Source organism: Kitasatospora sp. NPDC005751 (genome assembly GCF_040630835.1).
GTDB lineage: Bacteria > Actinomycetota > Actinomycetes > Streptomycetales > Streptomycetaceae > Kitasatospora.
The window spans coordinates 184,972-205,318 of record NZ_JBEXYC010000009.1; the positions used below are offsets into that span (position 1 = coordinate 184,972).

At 75.5% G+C, this 20,347-nt stretch carries 11 protein-coding genes and 1 pseudogene; 4 read left to right on the forward strand and 8 right to left on the reverse strand.

What is annotated here, in order from left to right:
• Nucleotides 1-32 precede the first annotated feature (32 nt).
• Nucleotides 33-2,765, forward strand: a complete 2,733-nt coding sequence (locus ABZ497_RS12595; RefSeq protein WP_359804577.1) for a M4 family metallopeptidase — start codon at nt 33-35, stop codon at nt 2,763-2,765.
• A 148-nt stretch (nt 2,766-2,913) separates the two neighbouring features.
• Here ABZ497_RS12595 and ABZ497_RS12600 read toward each other — a convergent pair whose 3' ends face one another.
• The 6 genes from ABZ497_RS12600 to ABZ497_RS12625 form a co-directional block, all read right to left on the reverse strand.
• On the reverse strand, nt 2,914-4,326 hold the full coding sequence (locus tag ABZ497_RS12600; RefSeq protein WP_359804579.1) for a hypothetical protein: 1,413 nt from the start codon (nt 4,324-4,326) through the stop codon (nt 2,914-2,916).
• A gap of 1 nt (nt 4,327) precedes the next feature.
• Entirely contained in the window at nt 4,328-5,521 is a 1,194-nt protein-coding gene (locus ABZ497_RS12605; RefSeq protein ID WP_359804581.1) for an MBL fold metallo-hydrolase, read from the reverse strand.
• Nucleotides 5,518-8,295 (reverse strand): hypothetical protein, encoded by a 2,778-nt coding sequence (locus ABZ497_RS12610; protein WP_359804583.1) that lies wholly within the window; start codon nt 8,293-8,295, stop codon nt 5,518-5,520. Before ABZ497_RS12610 ends, ABZ497_RS12605 begins: the two co-directional genes overlap by 4 nt.
• Before the next feature lie 168 nt (nt 8,296-8,463).
• Complete coding sequence (locus ABZ497_RS12615; protein WP_359804585.1) at nt 8,464-10,149, reverse strand: hypothetical protein; 1,686 nt, start codon at nt 10,147-10,149, stop codon at nt 8,464-8,466.
• Between the two features lie 214 nt (nt 10,150-10,363).
• Nucleotides 10,364-11,044, reverse strand: a complete 681-nt coding sequence (locus ABZ497_RS12620) for a hypothetical protein (protein WP_359804587.1) — start codon at nt 11,042-11,044, stop codon at nt 10,364-10,366.
• Nucleotides 11,045-11,175: 131 nt separating this feature from the next.
• The gene (locus tag ABZ497_RS12625; RefSeq protein ID WP_359804589.1) at nt 11,176-12,510 is read right to left on the reverse strand and encodes a M64 family metallopeptidase; all 1,335 of its coding nucleotides are present in this window, start codon (nt 12,508-12,510) and stop codon (nt 11,176-11,178) included.
• A gap of 190 nt (nt 12,511-12,700) precedes the next feature.
• Here ABZ497_RS12625 and ABZ497_RS12630 point away from each other — a divergent pair, with 190 nt between their 5' ends.
• Entirely contained in the window at nt 12,701-14,137 is a 1,437-nt protein-coding gene (locus ABZ497_RS12630; protein ID WP_359804590.1) for a tetratricopeptide repeat protein, read from the forward strand.
• Between the two features lie 69 nt (nt 14,138-14,206).
• Here ABZ497_RS12630 and ABZ497_RS12635 read toward each other — a convergent pair whose 3' ends face one another.
• A complete protein-coding gene (locus ABZ497_RS12635) occupies nt 14,207-14,740 on the reverse strand; it encodes a GNAT family N-acetyltransferase (RefSeq protein ID WP_359804592.1) in 534 nt (177 codons plus the stop codon).
• Nucleotides 14,741-15,020: 280 nt separating this feature from the next.
• Here ABZ497_RS12635 and ABZ497_RS12640 point away from each other — a divergent pair, with 280 nt between their 5' ends.
• Together ABZ497_RS12640 and ABZ497_RS12645 are read left to right on the forward strand one after the other, a co-directional pair.
• Nucleotides 15,021-15,401 (forward strand): CU044_2847 family protein, encoded by a 381-nt coding sequence (locus ABZ497_RS12640; RefSeq protein WP_359804594.1) that lies wholly within the window; start codon nt 15,021-15,023, stop codon nt 15,399-15,401.
• Between the two features lie 50 nt (nt 15,402-15,451).
• Complete coding sequence (locus ABZ497_RS12645; protein ID WP_359804596.1) at nt 15,452-19,981, forward strand: trypsin-like peptidase domain-containing protein; 4,530 nt, start codon at nt 15,452-15,454, stop codon at nt 19,979-19,981.
• A 26-nt stretch (nt 19,982-20,007) separates the two neighbouring features.
• Here the strand turns inward: ABZ497_RS12645 and ABZ497_RS12650 are convergent.
• A pseudogene (locus ABZ497_RS12650) lies at nt 20,008-20,347 on the reverse strand (hypothetical protein); the annotation flags it as partial.

Genomic DNA, 20,347 nt, shown 5'->3' on the forward strand with positions numbered 1-20,347 from the left:
GCATCCGTTCCGCTGTTCACGGGAGGACCGCAGTGCACCAACGCTCTCGCACGCCCAAGGCGCTCGGCGCCGGCCTGGCCGCCGTTCTGAGCCTCGGCCTCGCCGCACCGGCCGCGCTGGCCGTTCCGGCCGCGCCGGCCGCCGACACCGATCCCGTCCCCACGCTGGTGGACGGCCAGGAGACCGCCACCCCGCAACTGGTCACCGGTCTTCATGAGTCGGCGCCGGGCAGCCCGGCCGACGCCGCCCGGGCCCACCTCGCGGCGCACCCGGAGCGCTACCGGATCGACCCGGGGCAGCTCGCCGAGGTCGCCGCCGAGCGCGGCGCCGACGGCCGGAGCACCGTCAGGTTCCAGCAGTACCACGGCGGTGTGCCCGTGCTGGGCGCGCAGTACCTGGTCCACCTGACCGGTGACGGCGCCGGTCAGCGGGTCGAGTCCGTCGGCGGCAAGTACTTCACCGGGCTCACCGCGCCGACGACGGCCACCGTCCCCGCCGCCGTGCTGCGCGACCTGGCGCTCGGCGAGATCAAGGACCCGGGCGCCCGGGCCGGTGCCACCGTGGAGGACCACGGCGCGGTGGTCGTGCCCGGTGGCGCCGGCCGGCTGGCCCGGCACTTCACCGTGCGGGCCGCGGACCCGGCGGGCGGCGGGCAGGCCCGCGAGGTCTACGTGGACGCGAACCTCGGGGTGGTCGCCCTCGTCCACGACTCCCGCTCCTCGGCCCCCGCGGGCACCACGGGTACCGGCGCCGCCAAGGGCACCGCCACCGGGGCGGCGGCCGGGGTCGAGCCCGCCACCGGCACCGCGCCGGACTTCTTCGGCCGCCCGGTCAAGGTGGACATAGGCCGCCTCCCGGACGGGAGTTACCAGTTCAGCGACCTCACCCGGCCCGCCGCCGTCACCACCTACGACGCGGCCGGCGAGGGGGTCGGGCCGGGCCTGCCCACCGACCTCGCCGTGGTCCACGCGCCCGGTCCGGACTTCCCGGCCGCCACCGGCACCGTCGGCGCCACCGACGCGCACGTCAACGCCGGTATCGTCTACGACTTCTACCGTGACCGGCTCGGCCGGGACGGGCTGGACGGCAAGGCCGGACCGATCATCTCGGTGGTCAACGCGACCGCGTGGGGCGAGCCGCTCGCCAACGCGTCCTGGGACGGCAGCAAGATGGTCTACGGCGGTGGCAACGACAAGTTCCGCCCGTTCTCCGTCGCGCTCGACGTGGTCGGCCACGAGATGACCCACGGTGTCGTCGAGAACACCGCCGGGCTGCTGATGGCCGGCCAGACCGGCGCGATGGACGAGGCGCTGGCGGACTACTTCGGCAACGCCATCGAGGTCACCGCCCGGGGCATCCCGATGACCGACCCGAAGGCGGGCCTGCTCGGCGAGAACCTCTGCCGGACCGGTACCCCGGAGGCCTGCGCGGGGAGCCGGCGGCTGGACAACCACCGGACCACCGTCGACGACTACCTCGGCGTGCCGACCGACGTCGACAGCGGCGGGGTGCACCTCAACTCCACCATCTTCAGCGGCGCGCTCTGGGACATCCGGCGCACCCTGGACCCGCTCACCGCCGACCGGGTGGTCTACCGGGCGCTCGCCGCCTACCTCACCCCGCTGGACGACTTCGTCGCGGGACGCAACGCCGTCCTCGCCGCCGGCCAGGACCTCGGGCTCAGCCGGGCCCAACTGCGGACGGTGGCCGGGGCGTTCGACGCCCACGGGATCCGGGCCGGCTGGCAGAGCCGGATCGGCGCGGACAGCCGCACGCTGCTGCGCGGCATCACCGGGACGGGCGCCCCGGCGGTCGCGGCCGGCCGCTGGGTGATGGCGAGCGCCGAGCGGCCCGGTGCCACCGAGGCGCTGTACACGGGCCCGATCACCGGAGGCGGCGGCCCGACCCGGCTCAGCCCGGAGGACGGGCGCGCGCACGGCTACCCCGCCACCGACGGCACGTCCGCCGCGTGGATCTCGCTCGGCGGCCAGGGCCAGGACAGCTGGAAGATGGAGGTGCTGACCCGCTCGCTGGCCGGCGGCCCGGTCCGTACCCTCTACTCCTCCCCGTCGCGGCTGCCCGCCGACGTCCGGGTGTCCGGCGGCGACATCGCGTTCCGGGCGAGCGACCCGAGCGTCAACCTGAACCGGGTGTTCCTCTCCCACGACGGCGGACCGGCGGTGCCGCTGCCGCTGCCCGCCGGCCACGACGTGCTGAGCGTGACGCTCAAGGACGGCGTCCTCGGCTGGACCGAGCGCTGGGTGGGCGACCAGGGAACCGACGTCTACGCGCCGACCGTCTACTCGATCGCGCTCGGCAAGGTCACCGCCCAGTACGTGGTGCCGGCCTCGAAGGCGAAGGTCGGACCGGCCCTGCTCACGGGCGGGCGGCTGCTCTGGACGGAGACCTCCGGCGACGGCGGCAGGCGCACCTCGATCCGCTCCGGCGCGGTGGACGGCTCCGGGGTGACCGACGTGGTGTCCGGTGACGGGCCGAACGCCCCGTCGAACGGGACCCTCACCGCCTCCGATCGGGCCGTCACCTACCAGGTGGGCACGGACGAGCAGCGGGGCGAGTGGAGCAACGCCGCGCTGCCCAAGCTCTGGCAGGTGCCGCTCGCCGGCGGTACGCCCGAGCGGGTCTCCTGCAACCGCGGCGGCCAGTACCGGCCTGCCGCCGAGCAGGGCACCCGGGTGGTCTGGGTGGACGCCACCGCCGGCCGCAGCGACCTGGTGGTCCGCGACCGGCCGGCCGGCGGCTGCTGACCCTCCGCGCACTCCGTGCCCGGCGGCGGGCCGCACCCTTCGTGCGGGCCCGCCGCCGGGCCGGGTGGTTCCGCCCGTCCGCCCCCGCCCGTCCGCCCCCGCCCGTCCGCCGCCGCTCGGCCGGGCGCTCGGTCGGCCGGGCGTCCGGTCACGGCCCGGCCCGGCGGCCGACGAGGTCGGCGAAGTACTGGCGGTCCCGCAGGGTCGGGGGCAGCGGGTGGCCGAGCAGGACGTGCAGGTTGCACGCGGCGAGGGTGTAGGCGTGGAGGAGCAGGTCCGTGGTGGTGTCGGCGCCCAGCTTGCGCAGCACGGTCGGGGTGCCGCTGCTGCGGCGGGCCAGGTCCTGCCAGGCGGCCCGGCTCCGCGGGTCGTCGCCGAGCGCGTCCAGCACCTCCTTGGCGCGGGTGGCGCGCTCCGGCCAGCGGTCCCCGGCGGCGGCGTACGCGTCGGCCACCCGGTACGGGGACTGCGCGATGTGGACCAGCGCGCTCACCGGGGCGCCCTCGGGTGCGGGACGCTCGGACCACCGCACCAGGGTGTTGCGCCGATGGCTGGTGGTGACGTCGTACATCACGCTCTTGATCCGCAGCAGGGCGGCCAGTTCGCCGACCAGCGGGAGCCGGGACCGGGGGAGCGGGCGCCAGGTCATCCCGGCGGAGGCGTTGACCACGACGATCTCGTCGACCTCGTACTGCGCGGGCGGCCGGTCGGCGCGCCGGGCCCGGTCCGCGAGCGCGGTGAGCCACTGGTCGGCCATGTTGTCGTAGACCCCGCCGTCCGTCAGCACCAGCTCGGCGGCGGTCGCGGCGGGATCGCCGCCGCCCGGACCGGCGGCGGACCCGTTCGGACCGGCCGCCGCGTAGTGCCGGGCGGCGGGGAGACGCCGGACGGCGAAGGCGCCCGGCAGGCAGGCCGAGACCTGCACCGCGGTGGACAGCGCGAGGTCGCCCGGGCCGCCGGTGCCGAAGCGGTACCCGTAGGTGAAGGCGGGCGAGAGGTAGAAGTGGTCGCCGCTCTGCAGTTCGGTGGCGCAGAAGACGTGGTCGACCGAGCGCCGCACGTCGCGCAGCCCGGTGGCGACGCCGTCCCGGTTGAACAGCTCGCGCGCCAGGGCCGTGTCCACGACGGCGCTGCGCCGTTCGAAGAACAGCAGCGCACCGGCGGACAGCAGCAGACCGGCCACCAGCAGGAGGCCGGAGAGGAGCCGGACGCCGTCGACCGCCGCGACGACCACCCCGGTGAGCGTGACCGCGGCGGCCGCGCCGCCGAGCACGAACAGCGAGCGCACGTACGCGTTGGTCGACGGGCCCCAGAAGAACAGCCCGGTGTGGGCGCAGTGGCGGATCAACGGGCGGACGCGGTCGGCGAACTCCGTGCCGGGGCCGTCGCGGTAGTCGGTCTCGTGGGCGACCACGCCGTTGGCGACCGAGCCGCCGGACACCGAGGAGATCGCCACCACCTCGCGGTGCCGGCCGACGTCGGCCAGGTAGATGAGGGCTCCGATGCCCCACATGGTGGCGCGGTAGCCGCCACCGGAGAGGGCCACACCGATCTTCGCCATGTCAGACCTCCACGGTCGTGCCCGCCGCCGGAGCTGCCGGGGTCGCCGGGCCTGTCGGGCCTCCCGGGCCTGTCGGGCCTCCCGGGCCTGCCGGGGTCGGCGGGCCCGGCGCGTCCGGCGGGTAGACGGCGGTGTAGCCGAGCGTCCGCTGCCGGTCGGGGTCGGCCCACGGATCCGTCGTGGGGCTGCGGTAGTTGAACACCAGCTCCGGCGGCCCGGGGGTCCGCTCCGGGGTGCCGATCAGGCGCAGCACGGCGGCCCGGTCCGGGTGCTTGAACTTGTCGCCGTTGGTCGAGATCAGGAAGCGGCGGGTGGCGAGCAGCGCCAGCAGCTCGTCCGTGGTGTTGGCGGCGCTGCCGTGGTGCGGCACCTTGAGGGCGTCCACCGCCAGCCGGTCCGCGCCTCGCTCCGGACCTCGCTCCGGACCGCGCTCCGCCAGGAGCCGGGTCAGACCGCGCGCCAGGACGTCGCCGTGGCCGTCGCCGGTGAGCAGGACGCGGTGGTCGCCGACCTCCAGCAGGAACGCGATGCTCGATCCGTTGGGGACCGAGCCGTCCACCCGCTCGCCGCCGAGGAGGTCGTCGGCCAGGCCGCGCAGGTCCTTGCGGCGGGCCAGCCGTTCCAGCGCCTCCCCGGGGCGTCCGGGGGTCACCCCGAGGCCCTTGAGGACCGTGGTCCATTCCTTGCGCAGCGCGAGCAGCTCCGCCCCGCCGGGGGACACCACGGTGACGCGGGCGCCGCCCGGCAGCACGGCCGAGGGCAGCGGCCCGCGGGCCGGGACCCGGACGGCGGGCGCCTCCACCCGGGCCGTGCGGAACGCCGCGTTCCAGGCGAGGTGCTGGCTGCCGATCAGGGCCTGGAGCATCTCGCCCTGGTCCGCGCCGAGCAGGTCGGCGTCCTGGGTGAGCTGCGGCCAGCCGTTGAACCAGACGTCGCCGATCGACAGGCCGAGCGCGGTCCGGTCCTGGAGGAGGCGTACGACGCCTTCGATGTGGTCGGCGTCCACGTGCGTCACCACCAGCACGTCCAGGTGCCGGTCCGGCTTCGGCAGCGCCGAGACGCGGTCGAAGACGGCCCGGTAGGTGGTGTTCGGTCCGCCGTCGACGAGCATCCGGTGGACCTCGCCGCCCGGCCCGGGCCACTCGATCCACAGCGCGTCGCCGTGTGCGGCGGGCAGCAGTTGCACGGTGATCACGGCGTGCCTCCCACAGGGGTTCCGGCCGCGTTCGCGTTCGCGGTCGTGCTGATGGCCGTGCTGCCGGCCGGGCTCTCGACGAGCCAGCGGGCGTCGCCGAAGGCCACGATCGACATGGCGAGGGTGAACCCCCGGGCGAGCAGCAGCCGGCGGATGTCACGCACCAGCTCGCCGATGCTCTTCCCGTCGCTGGCCCGGTCGGCGAGCGTCGCGGCCCCGATGCCCGCCATCACGGCGGCCTGCCGGCCCAGGGTCGGTACGAGGGTCGCGACCACCACGGGGGCGCTCTCCTGGAGGAACTTCGCCGCGACGTTCTGCCAGCGCACCTCGGCCTGCGCCATGGTGCAGCCGAGCAGCATCACGACCGGGCCGGTGCCGCCGTCGTGCCGGTCGGACAGGATGTACCGGCGGTCGATCAGCACGGCGGCGAGCCTGCTCGGCCGGTTCGTCTTGCCGATCTCCAGCACGGCGGTGCTGCCCTCGTCGCTCGCGTTGTGCGGCAGGGCCACCAGCAGGGGCGGGCCCTGGGCCCTGACCACCTGCCGCCAGGCTCGCCAACTCGCCGCCGTGTGCAGCCCGTCGGCGCCGAACGAGGTGCGGAGCAGCGCCGCCGTGGCCGTGCGGTCCTGCGCCCGGACCTTGTCGCTCGCCGCGAAGAGCACGCTGTCGACCGGCCGCAGCGCCCGGCCGCGCTCCGTGGCGTCCGGCTCGACGACCGTGCCGGTGAGCCGGTCCCGCTCCACCCGCCGCTCGATCTCCATGCGCAGGCCCCAGAACCCGAGTGGGCAGATCGTCCGGCGGCCGGTGCCGTCGCTGCTGCCGGCGCCGCGGCGACAGGAGCAGGTGCCGGTCGCCAGGGCCTCGCGCCAGTGGGCGCAGAGCGTGGCGCCGTCCCGCGGGTACCCGTAGTCGTAGACGAACTCCACCGGCCACAGTTCGGCCGCCTCGGCGGAGACCACCTGGAGGAAGGTGACGTCCTTCAGGCTCCCCAGGCCGAGCGTCGCCAACTGGTCGAACAGGGTGCTGCCCTGCTGGGCGAGGCCGCGCAGCAGGGCGTCCGGCGGCGGGAGTTCCGTCTCCGGCGCGCCGAGCTGCCGGTCGAGGTCGTCGGTGAGGAGCTGCTGGATCAGGGCCCTGAACCGGTCGAGGTCGGCGAGCCGCACGGGGGTGCTCGTCCCGTTCAGGCGGATGTCGGCCCGGTCGTCGCTGTCGATGCGGATGACCGCCGCCCGGCGGTCACCGGTGCCCGCGGTACCGGCGGTGCTGGTGCTGTCGGTGGCGTCGGTGCTGTCGGTGCTGTCGGAGTTGTCGCTGAGGGAGCTGAACACCTCGCCGTGCACGGTGATCTCCCGACCGGCGACGGGTCGGTCGGCCGCTCCGACCGGGCCGGTCAGCTCCAGCCGCTGCAACAGCCGGTCCCGGTGGTAGACGCGGGCGCCGCAGCGGATCTCCCGCTCGTCCGGCCCCACCGCGACCGGGAACACGGCCTCGCTGGACGCGCCCCGGTCCGGCAGGACGATCGCCTTGGAGGTGTGGCGGCTCGCAGTGCTCCGCTCCTCGTAGAACTCGACGACGAGGCGCGCCCCGGTTCCTCGGAACGAGAGCCCCTCCTCGGGGAACTCCTCGGTGGCCGCGTGCCATTCGGGGCTGCCGGGCCCGACGCGGAGGTGGATGTCGTGCACGGCGCCGGGCAGGAACGCCTGCCGGCGCGGTTCGCCCGTCGCTCGGACGGCGACGAGCGCCTGGAGGAAGCGGGCATCGGGCCGGCCGGGCGCCGGCCCGGCCCGGCGGGGCACCCGCAGGGCGGGGGTGACGGCGCGCTTGAAGCGGCTACCGAGGTGTCGGAGGGCGCCGGCCCGCGTGCCAGGGCGGATCGTCACCCGCTCCGCCGGTGCGGGCAGCGAGGGCGGTGAGACGTTGTCTGCCTGGTGAACCGCCTCGCTGGCTCCCCCGGGCCCGGCCGGGTACGGCAGTGCGTCGGACAGCGCGCGGCGCTCGACCAGATCGGGGTGGGCCACCGTCAGCCAGGAGCCCGCCCGGGCCGCCGCCTCGTCCAGTGGGCGGTCGTCGAGCAGCCCGCGGACCAGCAGGCGGAGCCAGTCGGCGGCACCGGTCCCGGAGAGGTCGGCGACGATCCAGCCGGAGGCCCCGAGACCGCGCGCCGCGCTGTCGAGCCGGGCCAGTTCGGCCCGCCCGGGCGGCTGCGGGGCGCACCACAGCACGCAGGTGGCGCGAACGCCGTCGCGGTGCTGCTCCAGCAGGGCGAGCCCGGTCGCATCGGAGACCACCAGGAGGTCGTCCGGCTCACCGGGGGTGTAGGTGTCCGCGATTCTCGGATCGGAGCGCAGGCCGTCGAAGAGTTCCCCGGCCGGGTCGGCCCCTACGGCGCCGACCCGTAGGGGCCGGTGCCAGGGCGGATCCGGTGCCAGGCTCACGTCCGCGACGAACACCGCGCGGACGGCGGGCCGCAGGGTGGATAACCGCTCGACGAGCGCGCGCCGGTGGGTGGGCGGTACGTCGTGCAGGGCCAGCCGGACGGAGGCGGCTCCCGTGACGGCCTCGCCCCAGGCACGGGTCAGCTCGTCCTGGAGCCCGGTGTCGCCAGCGATCCGGGCGCGGGCCTCGTGGGGCAGCCGCCACGCCCACGGCTCCCGCTCCGGCACGCTGAGCGCGCCGAGTGCTCCGCCGGTCGGGCCCGCACCCTCCCCACCCATCAGACCCGCGGCCGCCAGGGCCGCCGGCGCGATGGAGAGGATCTGGCTCAGCTCAGCCATGGGAGACCTCGTCACCGGCTCCGCCAGGAGGCCACCCACGACCAGGTCGGTCTCCCGACCCTTCCACTCTGCCACAGGCGGGGTGGCCCCCGGGAGGTACCGCCCGCGGGCAAGGACTGCGGTCTCAAACGTTGAACCGTCGAGCAGTTGACTCTCCGGTGGCGCGCGTCAGGCGCGCGCCGGCGATCCCACAGCGGCGAGGAACTCGGGGAGCGAGCCGTCGTGGCCGGGCAGAAGCTCGGCCGCCGTCCGCCAGAAACCGGGGCCCGCCGCTTCGGCGGCCCGCCCGACCAGTTCGGCGCAGCGAGCGGCCCAGGCGTCGCGTCCGGGGGCCTGCGGGGGGAGGTGGTGGCCGTGGCGCAGGGCTTCCCGGGCGGGCCGGATCGCGGCGAGCAGTTCGCGGTCGTCGAGCACCGCCGCCCGGCGGACGCGTTCGATCAGGTCCGACGCGGTGGAGGTCGTCCGCAGGTCGGCGAGTGCGGCCCGGGCGGTCGCGGGCCCGTGCGGGGCCAGTCGGGTCAGCCGCTCGCGGGGCAGGGCACGGGCCAGTTCGTCGGGGAACCCGGCGCGGTCGGCGAGCACGCACAGCACCGGCTCGGGCAGCGGGGTCCGCGCGTGGGCCCGCACCAGTTCCGCCCACGGCGGGCCGCCGCAGGCGTGGCGGCTGCCGTCCAGCACCGCCTGTGCCTCGACCGGCCCGGCGCACCGCCGGAGCCGGGCCGGGAGGTCCGCGGCGGGTGGCTCCGGCGGCCGGCGCTCGGCCAGGAGGCGGCGCAACTCGGCGTCCGTGTGGGCGAGATGGTCGATGAACTGGTCCAGCCGGTCGTCCAGGCCGTGGAGCCAGGCTCGGATCGCGGTCGCGTCCCCGTTGCCGTACACGCCCAGGGCCCAGCGGGCGAAGAGCGCCCGGGGCGGCACTCCCGCCCGGTGGAGCCGGTCGAGGACGGTCCGGGTGAAGTACTCCCTGGTCCGGAGCCGGCGCAACGGGTGCTCGGCCATCGCGGCCAGTTCGTCGTCGCCGAGCCGCCCGACCAGCGCGGCCAGCACCTCCGGTGGCGCCTGCACGAGAACCCGCAGGTCGGGCCGCCCGGCGGCACCGGCTGCCGGGCGGCCGAGGCCCCGGAGCAGGCCGCGCAGGCTGCCGCGGTGGCCGGGGAACCGCTCCGCTGCGGTGCGCCAGGCCCGAGGATCGGCGCCGGTCCCGGCCCGCAGCGCCACGCCGACGGCCTCCCAGAAGCCGTGGACCTGCCGGTGGTTGTGGTCGTAGCCGTCGACGGCCGCGACCAGCAGGTCGACCCTCGGGGTGGCGTGCAGCAGGTCGGCCGCGTTCTCCCCGGTCAGCACGTGGCGCAGCAGTGACGGCCGGAGCTCGCCGATCCGGGCGAGCCCCGGTCGCCAGGCCCAGGGCGGCAGTTCCTGCTGCCGGGCCACCAGACGGTTCGCCACCGCCGGCTCCCAGGGCGTGAGCAGCTCGGCGGTGAACGCGTCGGGGCAGTCCCGGCGCGCGATCAGGGCGCGCCGCTGGCGCCGTTCGAACGGCTCCCGGCGATGGGCGGCGGCGAGCGCCGGCCAGTCCACGGGGGCGGCGGCCAGCACCGCGTCGCACTCCAGCACCGACCGGGCCGCGCGCAGCCCGGCCGTCGGACCGCCCGTCCCGGCGGCCACCGGGCCGCTGTCGGTACGGGCCGGACGGTGGCCCGGCCCCCGCACCCGCGCGGCCTCGGCGGCCACGTGCTCGGCGCCGCCCAGTTCGGCGATCGCCCGGCGGTGCGCCTCCGGTGGCAGCAACGAGGCGACCCAGCCCAGCAGTTGTACCGCCTGCGCGGCGCGCCACCGCTCCTGTCCGTCGCCCACCGACCCCACCGTCCTACGCCCCCGCCCCGCCCCGGGGCCCGGGCCACTCTGACACAGCGGCCCGGGCCCGTGCGTCCCGGCGGTGCCGGTGGCCCGACGGCGTGCTGCCGCCCCGGAGTGGGGAGTCGGCCGGTCCGACGTCCCCCTCCGACGGTGACGGGGAGGTCCCGTTCCGCAAGGCCCTCGTCCGGGACCCGCGGGTCGTGGACCGGGTTCAGACGGGCTGGCTGTCCGGCTGGGGATACCCGATCCCGGCGATGTCCTGGGCCAGCTCGCCCAGCTCGACCTCGGGGTTGAGAAGGGACACGAGGTCCTGGCCCAGCGGTCGCAGCGCGAACACCCGGCTCACCGCCGCCAGGTCCACGGCGGTCTCGTAGTAGTCCTCGGCGAACCGCTGGTAGGCCTCCGGCGAACGGTCGAGCAGGAGGGCGAACAGGCCCGCCGACCCGTCGGGATCGGCGGTGTCCCCGGGGAAGTCGATCGACCCGTGGTGCCACCGGTCGTCCGCCGGTCCCCGCCACAGGCAGGCGGTCACCACGGGCACGCCGTCCTCGTCGGTGAACGCGGGCTCCTCGACGAAGCGCCCGAAGGGCTCGGGGACGCCGTCGACCACTCCCGGCCAGGGCTCGCCGTCGTTGCCGTACGGGCTCATCGGCGATTCGTGGGCGAAGCCGCGCACGTAGACGCCGGCCGCCGAGAACACGATGGAGTACTCGTCCCCGGACCCGTCGCGCATCGAGGCCATCTCCTCGCCGTCCGCCCAGCCTGCGTCCAAGGAGTGGTACCGGCCCTCCCGGTCCGGGCTGAGGATCGCGTCCAGCATCGCCAGCGAACGGCACAGGTCCCGCAGGTCGGCGCCGGCGGGGAGGCGGCGCGCCACGTCATGAACGGTCATGCGCTCATCGAACCCGATGCCACCGACACCCGGCCGCCGCAGGCCGTCGGCCCGCGTAGCGGCGGCAGCCCCCAGGGCCGTGGAGTGGGAAGTCGGCCCGGCCGACGTCCCACTCCACGGCGTACGGCGCGTCAGCGGTGGACGCCCCAGGAGAGGGTGTCGGTCAGGGTGGCCCGGAGCTTGGGGTCGATCACGGCCGTCGTCGGGTCGGTGGCGACGGCGGAGAGCCGGTGGCGCAGGCCCTTCGGGCCGAAGAGGGGCAGGTCGGAGAGGGTGACCGCGGTGCGGTCGCGCCAGGTGATCAGCTCGAAGCCGTCGAGGTACCAGCGCAGCCGGGTGCCGGGGGCGGGCAGCTCGACGGCGAGCCGGTCGGCGGGGGTGAGCGGGGTGGTGGTGGGGGTGGGGCTGCTGAGGGTGGTCGCGTAGCGGTAGAACCCGGCGATCATGGCCTCGCGGCCGGGGAGGTTGAACTCGCGGCCGAGCGATCGCATGATCGAGTTGTCGGTGGGCCGGTAGAGGCCGGTCGGGTAGTAGCCGCCGCCCTCGTACGCGCCGACGGTGCCGCCGTCGGGGGAGGTCCGGCCGAGCCAGCGGTACCACTTGGCGCGGGTGCGGCGCAGCTGGTCGGCGGTCAGCGTGGTGATGTTGGCCTCGGTGGGTTCGTCGCCCTCGTAGCTGCCCTGGCCCTCGTAGGAGTACTCGTCGGCGAGGAGGCCCAGGGAGTGGCCGGTCTCGTGCACGGCCACCTGCCCGGAGCGGTCGTTGCCGCCCGAGACCGTGGCGATGCCGGAGTACCCGAGCGGGGAGACCACGTCGTTGTAGCCGGCGCCGCCGTACTTGGCGCTGTTGGCGACCACGAGGACGAGGTCCGCCTTCGGCGCCTTGGCGGCGTAGCGGTCGACTGCGGCCGTGTCGACGCAGAGCAGGCGTTCGACGTCCTCGCACCAGAAGTAGGAGCCGAGGGCGGTCTGCCGCACGGTGGCCCGGTCCGGGTCGCCCGTGATGCCGGACTCGGTGGAGACGGCCTGCACGGCCCAGACGTTGAAGAGTGAGCGGTAGGTCGTGTAGGGCTCGACGCCGGTGATCTCCTGCCACTTGGTGGCGGCGTCGGCGAGGAACTTCTGCTGTTCGGCGGCCGTGTAGCCGTCACCGATCACCACCACGTCGAGCTTGCTGTCGGTGCTGCCGTTGCTGACCAGCGGGGTGACGGTGCCGTCGCCCGCCGGGGGCCCGGCCAGCGACTGCGGGGCGACGAACGGCGAGGCGGCGGGCACCCGGGCGCGGCTGATGCTGCCGTCCTCGGCGAACGCCTCGACCTGGTGGGCGCCCGTTCGCGCGCCGGTCACGGGCGCGCCGGCCGCCGGCGGGGTGGCCGGGGCGGCGGTGGCCGGGACGGCCCAGGAGCAGAGGGCTGCCAGGGCCGTGACGCCGGCCAGGGCGGTGGTGGCGAGCCTGCGGTGACGCACGGGGACCTCCGGGAGGGGCGGGGGTGGGCGGGGCGGGGGCGGTGCTGGGGCACGGTGCGGCGGAACGCCGGCGGGGGTGCTTAAGTGTCGAGATAATCGGACTGAAACAGGGAGTTAATCTAAGCGACTGTCACGTCCACGACAATAGGGCGAGGCGAGAACGGGCCGACACCCGACGGAAGGGGCGCACATGACCTCGGAACAGGACCCGGCCGACATCGGCCGCCGCGTCCGACAACTGCGTAGGGAACGGCACTTGACGCAGCGCATGCTCGCCGAGCCCGCCTACACCGCCGCCTACGTCTCCACCGTCGAGGCCGGCCGGGTACACCCCTCGGAGGCGGCGCTGCGCCATCTGGCCGAGCGCCTCGGCGTCACCTTCGACGAACTCGCCACCGGCCGGCCGGCCCACCTGGCCACCGAGCTGGGCATCGCCCTGGCGGACGCCCAGAGCGCCCTGGCCGACGGCGACACCGCCGAGGCGGCCCGCCGCTTCACCGCCGTCCGGGACCGCGCCGACCACTACGGCGTCGAGTCCGTCCGCCCCGCCGCCCTGCTCGGCCTCGGCGACTGCGCACTGGAGGCCGGCCGCCTCGACGACGCCCGGGAACATTTCGAGCAGGCCGAGCGCCTCCTGGCCGACGAGCCGCTGCCCCGCCGTGCCGCCGCGATCCGCGGCCGGGCCGTCGCCCACCTGCTGGCCGGCGAACTGCGGTACGCCTGCTACCTGCTGGAGACCGCCATCGACCGGCTCAACGCCGGCGGCCTGCACGACCCCGACGCGCTGCTCCTGCTGTACTCGGCCGCCATCGGCCCCTACATGGACATGGGCGCCCACGCCCGCGCCGCCCAGGCCGCCGAACTCGCCCTCGCGCTGGCCCCCGACGCCACCGACCCCGCACTGGTCGCCGGGCTGCACCGCAGCGTGGCCCGCACTCTGATCGCCGACGGCCGGGCGGCCGAGGCCGACGCCTCCCTCGCCAAGGCGCAGGCGCTCTACCAGCGCCTGCGCCTCACCTCCGACCTGGCCAAGTGCCACTGGATGCGCGGCTACGTGCACGCCCAGGCCGGCGACCTGGCCCGCGCGGAGGACGAACTGCGCACCGCCCGCGCCATGCTGGCCTCCCGGCAGGCGGAGCTGTTCACGCACCAGGTGGACGTCGAACTCGCCGACGTCCTGCGCCGCCGCGGCCGGCACGAGCAGGCCGACGACCTGCTGCGCAGCCTCCTCGACCGGATCGGCCCGGACCGCGGCACCGTCCACGCCGCCGGGGCGCACCGGCTGCTCGGACTCATCGCCGAGGACCGGGACGACCCGGGCACCGCCGAGCGGCACTACGTCGATGCCCTCGCCCTGCTCGAACGAGCGGGCGCGGCGGGCGACCTCGCCGACCTGTGCCGCCTCCTGGGCGACCTGCTGCGCCGCACCGGCCGGGTGGAGCGCGCCCTGGACGTCTACCGGACCGGCCTCGGCCACCGCGCCGCCCCGGGCACCACGACCCTCGGCCCGGCCCCGGCCGCGCCGCCGATCCCGACGACGACCGGCCCGGCCACGGCGGGCCCGACGACGACCGGCCCGACGACGCCCGGCACGACGACGACCGGCCCGGCTACGACGGGCGGGTAGGCGGCCGAGGGGGCGGACGGGTAGGCAGACGGGCAGGCGGGCGATCCTCCGGATGTCGGGTGCGCCCCGTCAGTCGCGGAAGTCGCTCGGGCGGACGCGGTAGACTTGGAGGTTCAGCCCGTAGTACTTACCGGTCTCGCCGACCCACTCCATGCCGAGCCGCTTCGCCATCGCGATGGCGCGGGTGTTGTTCGGCCGGGCGACGGCGAACAGTTCCTCGGCCTCCTGCGTGAACGCCCAGGCGATCAGGGCGCGGCCGGCCTCGGTGGCGTAGCCCTTGCCCCAGGCGTCGGGGGCGAGCTGCCAGTTCATCTCCAGGTCGTCCTCGAACGGCGGCAGCAGCCGGATGCCGAGACCGCCGACGACGGCCCCGTCCTCCTTGCGCTGCACGGCCCACCGGCCCCGAGGGGGCGGCAGGTTCGGCTGCGCCTCCTGCCAGGCCTGCAGCACCGACCGCATCGCCGCCACATCGGCGACGCGGTCCATCGCCGGGGTCAGCCAGTGGGCGACGTCCGGCGAGCCGTAGATCGCCAGAGCGGCCTCGGCGTCGTCCGGCGACCAGTCCCGGATGATCAGCCGGTCGGTGGTCAGCGAGATGTCCATGGGCCGGAACCTCCTCGCGCTTCCTGAAGCACATCATCCCCCCGCCCGCCGGTGTGTGCGCGAGGAGCCCGCGGTGGCCGGGACGAGGAGCCCGCGGCAGGGGTGCGGCGCCGGGTGAACCGCCCACCCGTGCCGTGCCGTGCCGGGTGCCCGTGCCCGGACCCCCGGACCGGTGCGTTTCGGGCGGATTCGGTGGATGCCGGGTCAGCGGGAGCGGGGCGGGGTAGACCGGGTGGGGGACAGCCACGCATGGGGGCCGCCGAGGTCCCGAGGGGGAGACATGGCATATCTCGTCGAGCTGCCGGTCGGTGCGACGGACGGCCGGTCGGACATCGTGAAGGTCGAGATCGAGCAGGCCGCGGAGGGCCTGGTGCAGGTCGCCCGGCCGGGGCAGGTGGTGGCCCGTGCCACCCGGTCCCTGGGTGAGCTGCTGGCCGGGGTGCGGCCGGTGGCGCAGGACTTCGTCGACGGGTTCCGGGGCATGGTCCACGCGCCGGACGAGATCGGCATCGAGTTCGGACTGTCGTTGTCCGCCGAGGCGGATGTGATCATCTCGAGTACCTCGGCCCAGGCCAATTTCAAGGTCTCGCTGACCTGGCACCGGTCCCCGGTCGACGAACCGGGCGGGGGTGTCGAGCCGGCGGCGGAGCCCGCGCCGTGAGCGGGCCGGGCCCCGGACCGGGCACCGGCCCCGTCGGAGGAACGGGACCGGTGCCGGGAACGGGAACGGGGAGCGGGGCGAAGGCGCTGGACGCGGCGGTGCTGCGGGTGCACGACGCGCTGGCCCGACCGGTCGGTGCGGGCTTCCTGGTCACCCCCGAGCTGGCGCTCACCTGCGCGCACGTGGTCTCGGCGGCGCTCGCCGGTCAGGGCGTGGAGGCGGGTGTCGGGTCCTGGGTCTTCCTGGACCTGCCGCTGCTGCCCAGGTCACCGGCGAGGCCCGCGCCGGACGGGTCGCACAGGGTGGACGGCTCCCCCGGGTCGCCCGGCCCGGACGGTTCCCCCGGCCCGGAGGGCCCCGACGGGCCCGCCGTGGCGGGAGCGATGGCGGTCGTCGTGCACTGGGTGCCGCGCGCCTCGGACGGTAGCGGGGACGTCGCGCTGCTGCGCCTGGCCGCCCCGTTGGCCGGCGCCCGTCCGGTCCGGCCGGTGGAGACCAGGTCCGAGGACGTCTGGGGCAACCCGGTGCGGGTGTTCGGGTTCCCGGTCGGGCGGTCGGACGGGGTCTGGCACTCGGGCGTGCTGCGGGACCGGCAGGGCGGCGGGTTGATGCAGGTCGACCTCGCCGCGGGCGGCTACCGGGTCTCCGGAGGGTTCAGCGGGAGCCCGGTGTGGGACGACCGGCTCGGCGGAGTGGTCGGCATGGTGGTGGTGGCCGAGGCGGGGGACCCCGCGGCGAGCTACCTGATCCCCACCGACGGCCTGATCGCGGCCTGGCCGGAACTGCGGGCCGTCGCGCTGGCGCCGTCACCGTTCCGCAGCCTGACCTCGTTCAGGGAGTCGGACGCGCACGTGTTCCACGGCCGGCGGGCCGAGAGCGAGGAGGTGGCCCTCCTGTCGGCCCGCGAGCGCTGGGTCACCGTGGTCGGCCCGTCCGGCTCCGGGAAGTCGTCGCTGGCCATGGCCGGGGTGGTGCCCCGTCGTCGTGCCTCCGGCGCGCTGGCGGTGATCCTGCGGCCGGACTCCGGCAGCACCCCGCTGACGGCGCTCGCCGCCGCGCTGCTGCCGCTGCTGGAGCCGGAGCTGTCGGAGACGGAGCGTCTGCTGCGGATCCCCGACCTGGCCGCCGTGCTGGCCCGGCCCCAGGGCATCGCCGATCTCGCGCCCCGGCTCCTGGAACGGCACGGCGCCCGCCAACTGCTGCTGGTGCTCGACCAGTTCGAGGAACTGCTGGCGTTCGACCGGGCCGCCGTCGACGAACTGGCCGCAGCGCTGTTCACCGACACCCTGCCGGGCACCGTCCGGATCCTGACGACCCTGCGGGCCGACTTCCTGGAGGCGGCCCTCGCCCATCCGCGGCTCGGCCCGGTGATCAGCCGGCAGGTCTACGCACTGGGGCCGATGAGCCGCGAGCAGCTGTCCGAGGTCGTCACCGCCCCGGTCGAGGCTGTCGCGGGGGTCCGCTACGCGCCGAACCTGGCCGAGCGTCTGCTCGACGACACCGGAGCCGAGCCGGGCGCCCTCCCGCTGCTGGGCTTCACCCTGGACCTGCTCTGGCGCGACCAGAGCGCCGGCCTGCTGACCCACGAGGCGTACGAGGGGCTCGGCGGGGTGAAGGGCGCCCTGGGCGTCTACGCCGCCGGCGTCCTCCGGCGGGAGGTGCCTGCGGAGGACGAGCAGGTGGCCCGCCGCCTGTTCACCCAGCTCGTCCGGGTGCCGATGGGCGCGCTGTCGGCCACCCGGCGGACCGCGCTGCGCACCGACCTCGGCGAGGACGAGTGGCGCATCGCCCAGGCCCTCGCCGCCGACCGCCTGCTGGTCACCGGCCGCAGCGCCGAGGGCGTCGAGACGGTGGAACTCGCGCACGAGGCGTTGATCAACGCCTGGGACAAGCTCCGGGGCTGGGTCGAGGAGGACCGGGCCTTCCTCGCCTGGCGGGAGGTCCTGCGGCACGACCGGGACCGCTGGGAGCGCAGCGGGCGGCCCCGCGACCTGCTGCCGACCACGACGGCACTGGCGGGCGCCCAGCCGTGGCTGCGCGGCCGGCCCGGGTACCTGAACGAGGCCGAACGGGACTACCTGGAACGCGGGCGGGTCCACCGGCGGTCGCGCAAACGGCGGTGGCGGTGGACGGCCGCGCTGCTGTGCGTCCTGCTGGTGGCCGCCACGGCCGGGGGAGTGCTGGCCGAGCGGCAGTCGGACGCCGCCGCCCGGCAGGCCGCGATCGTCCATTCCAAGGGCCTGGCAGCACGCGCGCAGACGCTCGGCAGCACCGATCCCGGGCTGGCCGCCCAGCTCGCGGTCGCCGCCTACCGCGCCTCCCCCACTCCGGAGGCCTCCGCCCAGCTGTTCGACCTGAGCAGCACCCTGCTGAACAGTGTCGTCGGCGAGGCCGGGGGCCCGGTCCTCATCCTGGCGACCGCCCTGCACGGGACGCTGGCCGCCGCGCTGAACGAGGACGGAGCGGTGCGGATCTGGGATCTCGCCGATCCGTCCGCCCCGGCCCTCCGGTCGACCGTCGACACCGGCATGGTGGGCATCGCCCTCACCCCGGACGGGTCCCACCTGGCGGGCGGCTGCGGCGGCGAGGGCCTGTGCCTGTGGAGCCTCGCGGACCTCGGCAAGCCCGTGATCGCGGCCCGGCTGCCCAGGCTGTTCGACCCGTCGGACCAGCGGGTGACCGTCCCGGCCATGGCCACCAGCGCGGACGGCACTCTGCTGGCGGCGGCCGGCGGGAACGGCGACACCCTGCTCTGGTCGATCGCCGACCGCTCCGCCCCCAAGGGGCTCACCCGGCTGCGCAATCCCACCGAGGAGGGGCCGACCGCCCTCGCGGCCGTCGCCTTCGCACCGCAGGGCAACCTGCTCGCCTCCACCGTCCAGGGCGGCAAGACCCAGGTCTGGGGCCTCGCGGACCCGGCGGACCCGGTCGGCCTCTCCGCCCTGGAGACCGGGTACAAGTCGATCGCGTTCAGCCCCGACGGCACCCTGCTGGCCGCCGGCAGCCAGCGGGAGGTCGGTCTCTGGCGAGTAAAGGACCCGAGCGCTCCCGATCCGATCAGGGTCGGTATGGACGGCTCCGCGAACGTCAGCGGAGTGGCCTTCGGCCGGGACAGCGACCTCCTCGCCTACGGCGGGACGGACGTCAACGATCCCAAGGGGGACCTCTGCTTCGCCTCCCTGTCCCCGCAGGACACGGACCTGGGTTCCACGAAGTCGAGTTGCACCAAGACCGCCTTCGGCGTCTACGCCATGGCCACCGGCGGGGCGGGCGGGCTGCTGACCGCCGGCGCCGACGGTGTGGTGCGCCGGTGGCGTTCACCGGGGCGGCAGGTCGACCAGGCCCGGCAGCCCGGCGGCCCCGCCTCCTGGTCGTTCAGTCCGGACGGACACCTGATGGCCGCGCCCCAGCAGCCCCCGATGCAGATGCCGCCCCTGCAGACGCAGTCCGTCGGGATCTGGGACATCTCCGAACCCGAGGGCCCCGTCCTCGTCGCGACCCTGCCGGTCTCGGTGCGGGGCACCGCGTTCATCCGTGAGCGCGGACTGTTGACCATCGGGTGGGAGGGCGAGGTCCAGCTCTGGAACGTGAGCGATCCGCACCATCCGGTCAAGGCCGGCTCCCTGGGCACCGCCGAGTTCCCCGCCACGTCCTCGGGAACGATCCTGACGGTCGGAGTCACCTGGTCCGCCCCGGGCACCGTCATGGCGGTGATCGGCGGCGGGACGCTCCACCTGTGGCGGGTCGGAGACGCGCTCGACGCGGTGGAGGTCGGTTCGATCCCCGCCCCCGACTCCGGGAGTTACGACGCCGGCGTCCTGGACCACGGACGCACGGCCTACCTGGCGAGCAAGAGCGGGTTCGAATGGTGGGACATCGGCGACCCGGCGAAGCCGAGGCGCGCCGGCTCCTCGACGATCAAGCCGCCGGACGCCGCGGGCGACCCCGGCGACGGGTGGAACATGGGTTCCGCGGTGTCCCGGGGCACCGCGGCCGGGGCGGTCATGGCCGTCACGAGCACCCCGGACCTCACCTGCAAGTGCTCGTCCCTGGAACTGTTCCGGTTCACCGGGGGAGGCGAACCGGCCTCACGGGTCACCCTGCCCGGGGCCTTCGGCAACGCGCTCGGCCTGAGCAGGGACAGCCGGTTGCTCGCCGCGGCCGGGAACAGCGGCAGCACGGTCACCCTCTGGGACATCACCGATCCGCAGCACCCCCGCCCCCGGACCTCCGTCCAGACGTTGCAGGACGTCGAGGGCATCGAGTTCGCCGAGAACGGCCGGCTCATGACCGTCTGGAACAGCACGGCCCTCGAACTCTGGGACGTCCGTGACCCCACCGCTCCCGTCCTGACGGCTCCCGTCGCCAACCCGAGCGGCGGATCGATCCGCGCGGTCGCGCTGGTGGCGGCCGGCCCGACGCTCCTGGTCGCCTCCAACCAGCGCGTCTCGCTGCTCGACACCGACCCCGCCCACCTCGCCGCCCGACTGTGCTCCTACAGCACGGGTGCCATCAGCCGCTCGCAGTGGGAGAAGTACGTGCCCGAAGTCGCCTACCGGGACCCGTGCTCCGGTCGCTAGTCGCCGGGGCCTGACTCGGCGGGCTGCTATTCGGCGGGGATGCCGCGGAGGAGGAAGGGGAGGTGGGCGCCGCGGGTGAGGGCGTCGAGGGCTTGGGTGACGCGGTGGTGCTGGTCGGGGTCCATGGTGTCGGCGAGGTGGTCGGGGTGGATGAAGTGGAGGCCGGTGATGTGGTGCGGGGGGCGGTGGTGGGTGGTGGTGGCTTGTTGGGCGCGGGTGAGGCGGCCGCCCCAGTAGACGAAGTCGATGGCTTCGGGGAGGAGTCGGGCGTCGGTGTAGTCGGTGGCGAGGATGCTGCGCAGGGGGAGGACGAGGCCGGTTTCGGTCTCGGTGTGACGGCGGGCGGCGAGGTGGGGGAGTTCGTTG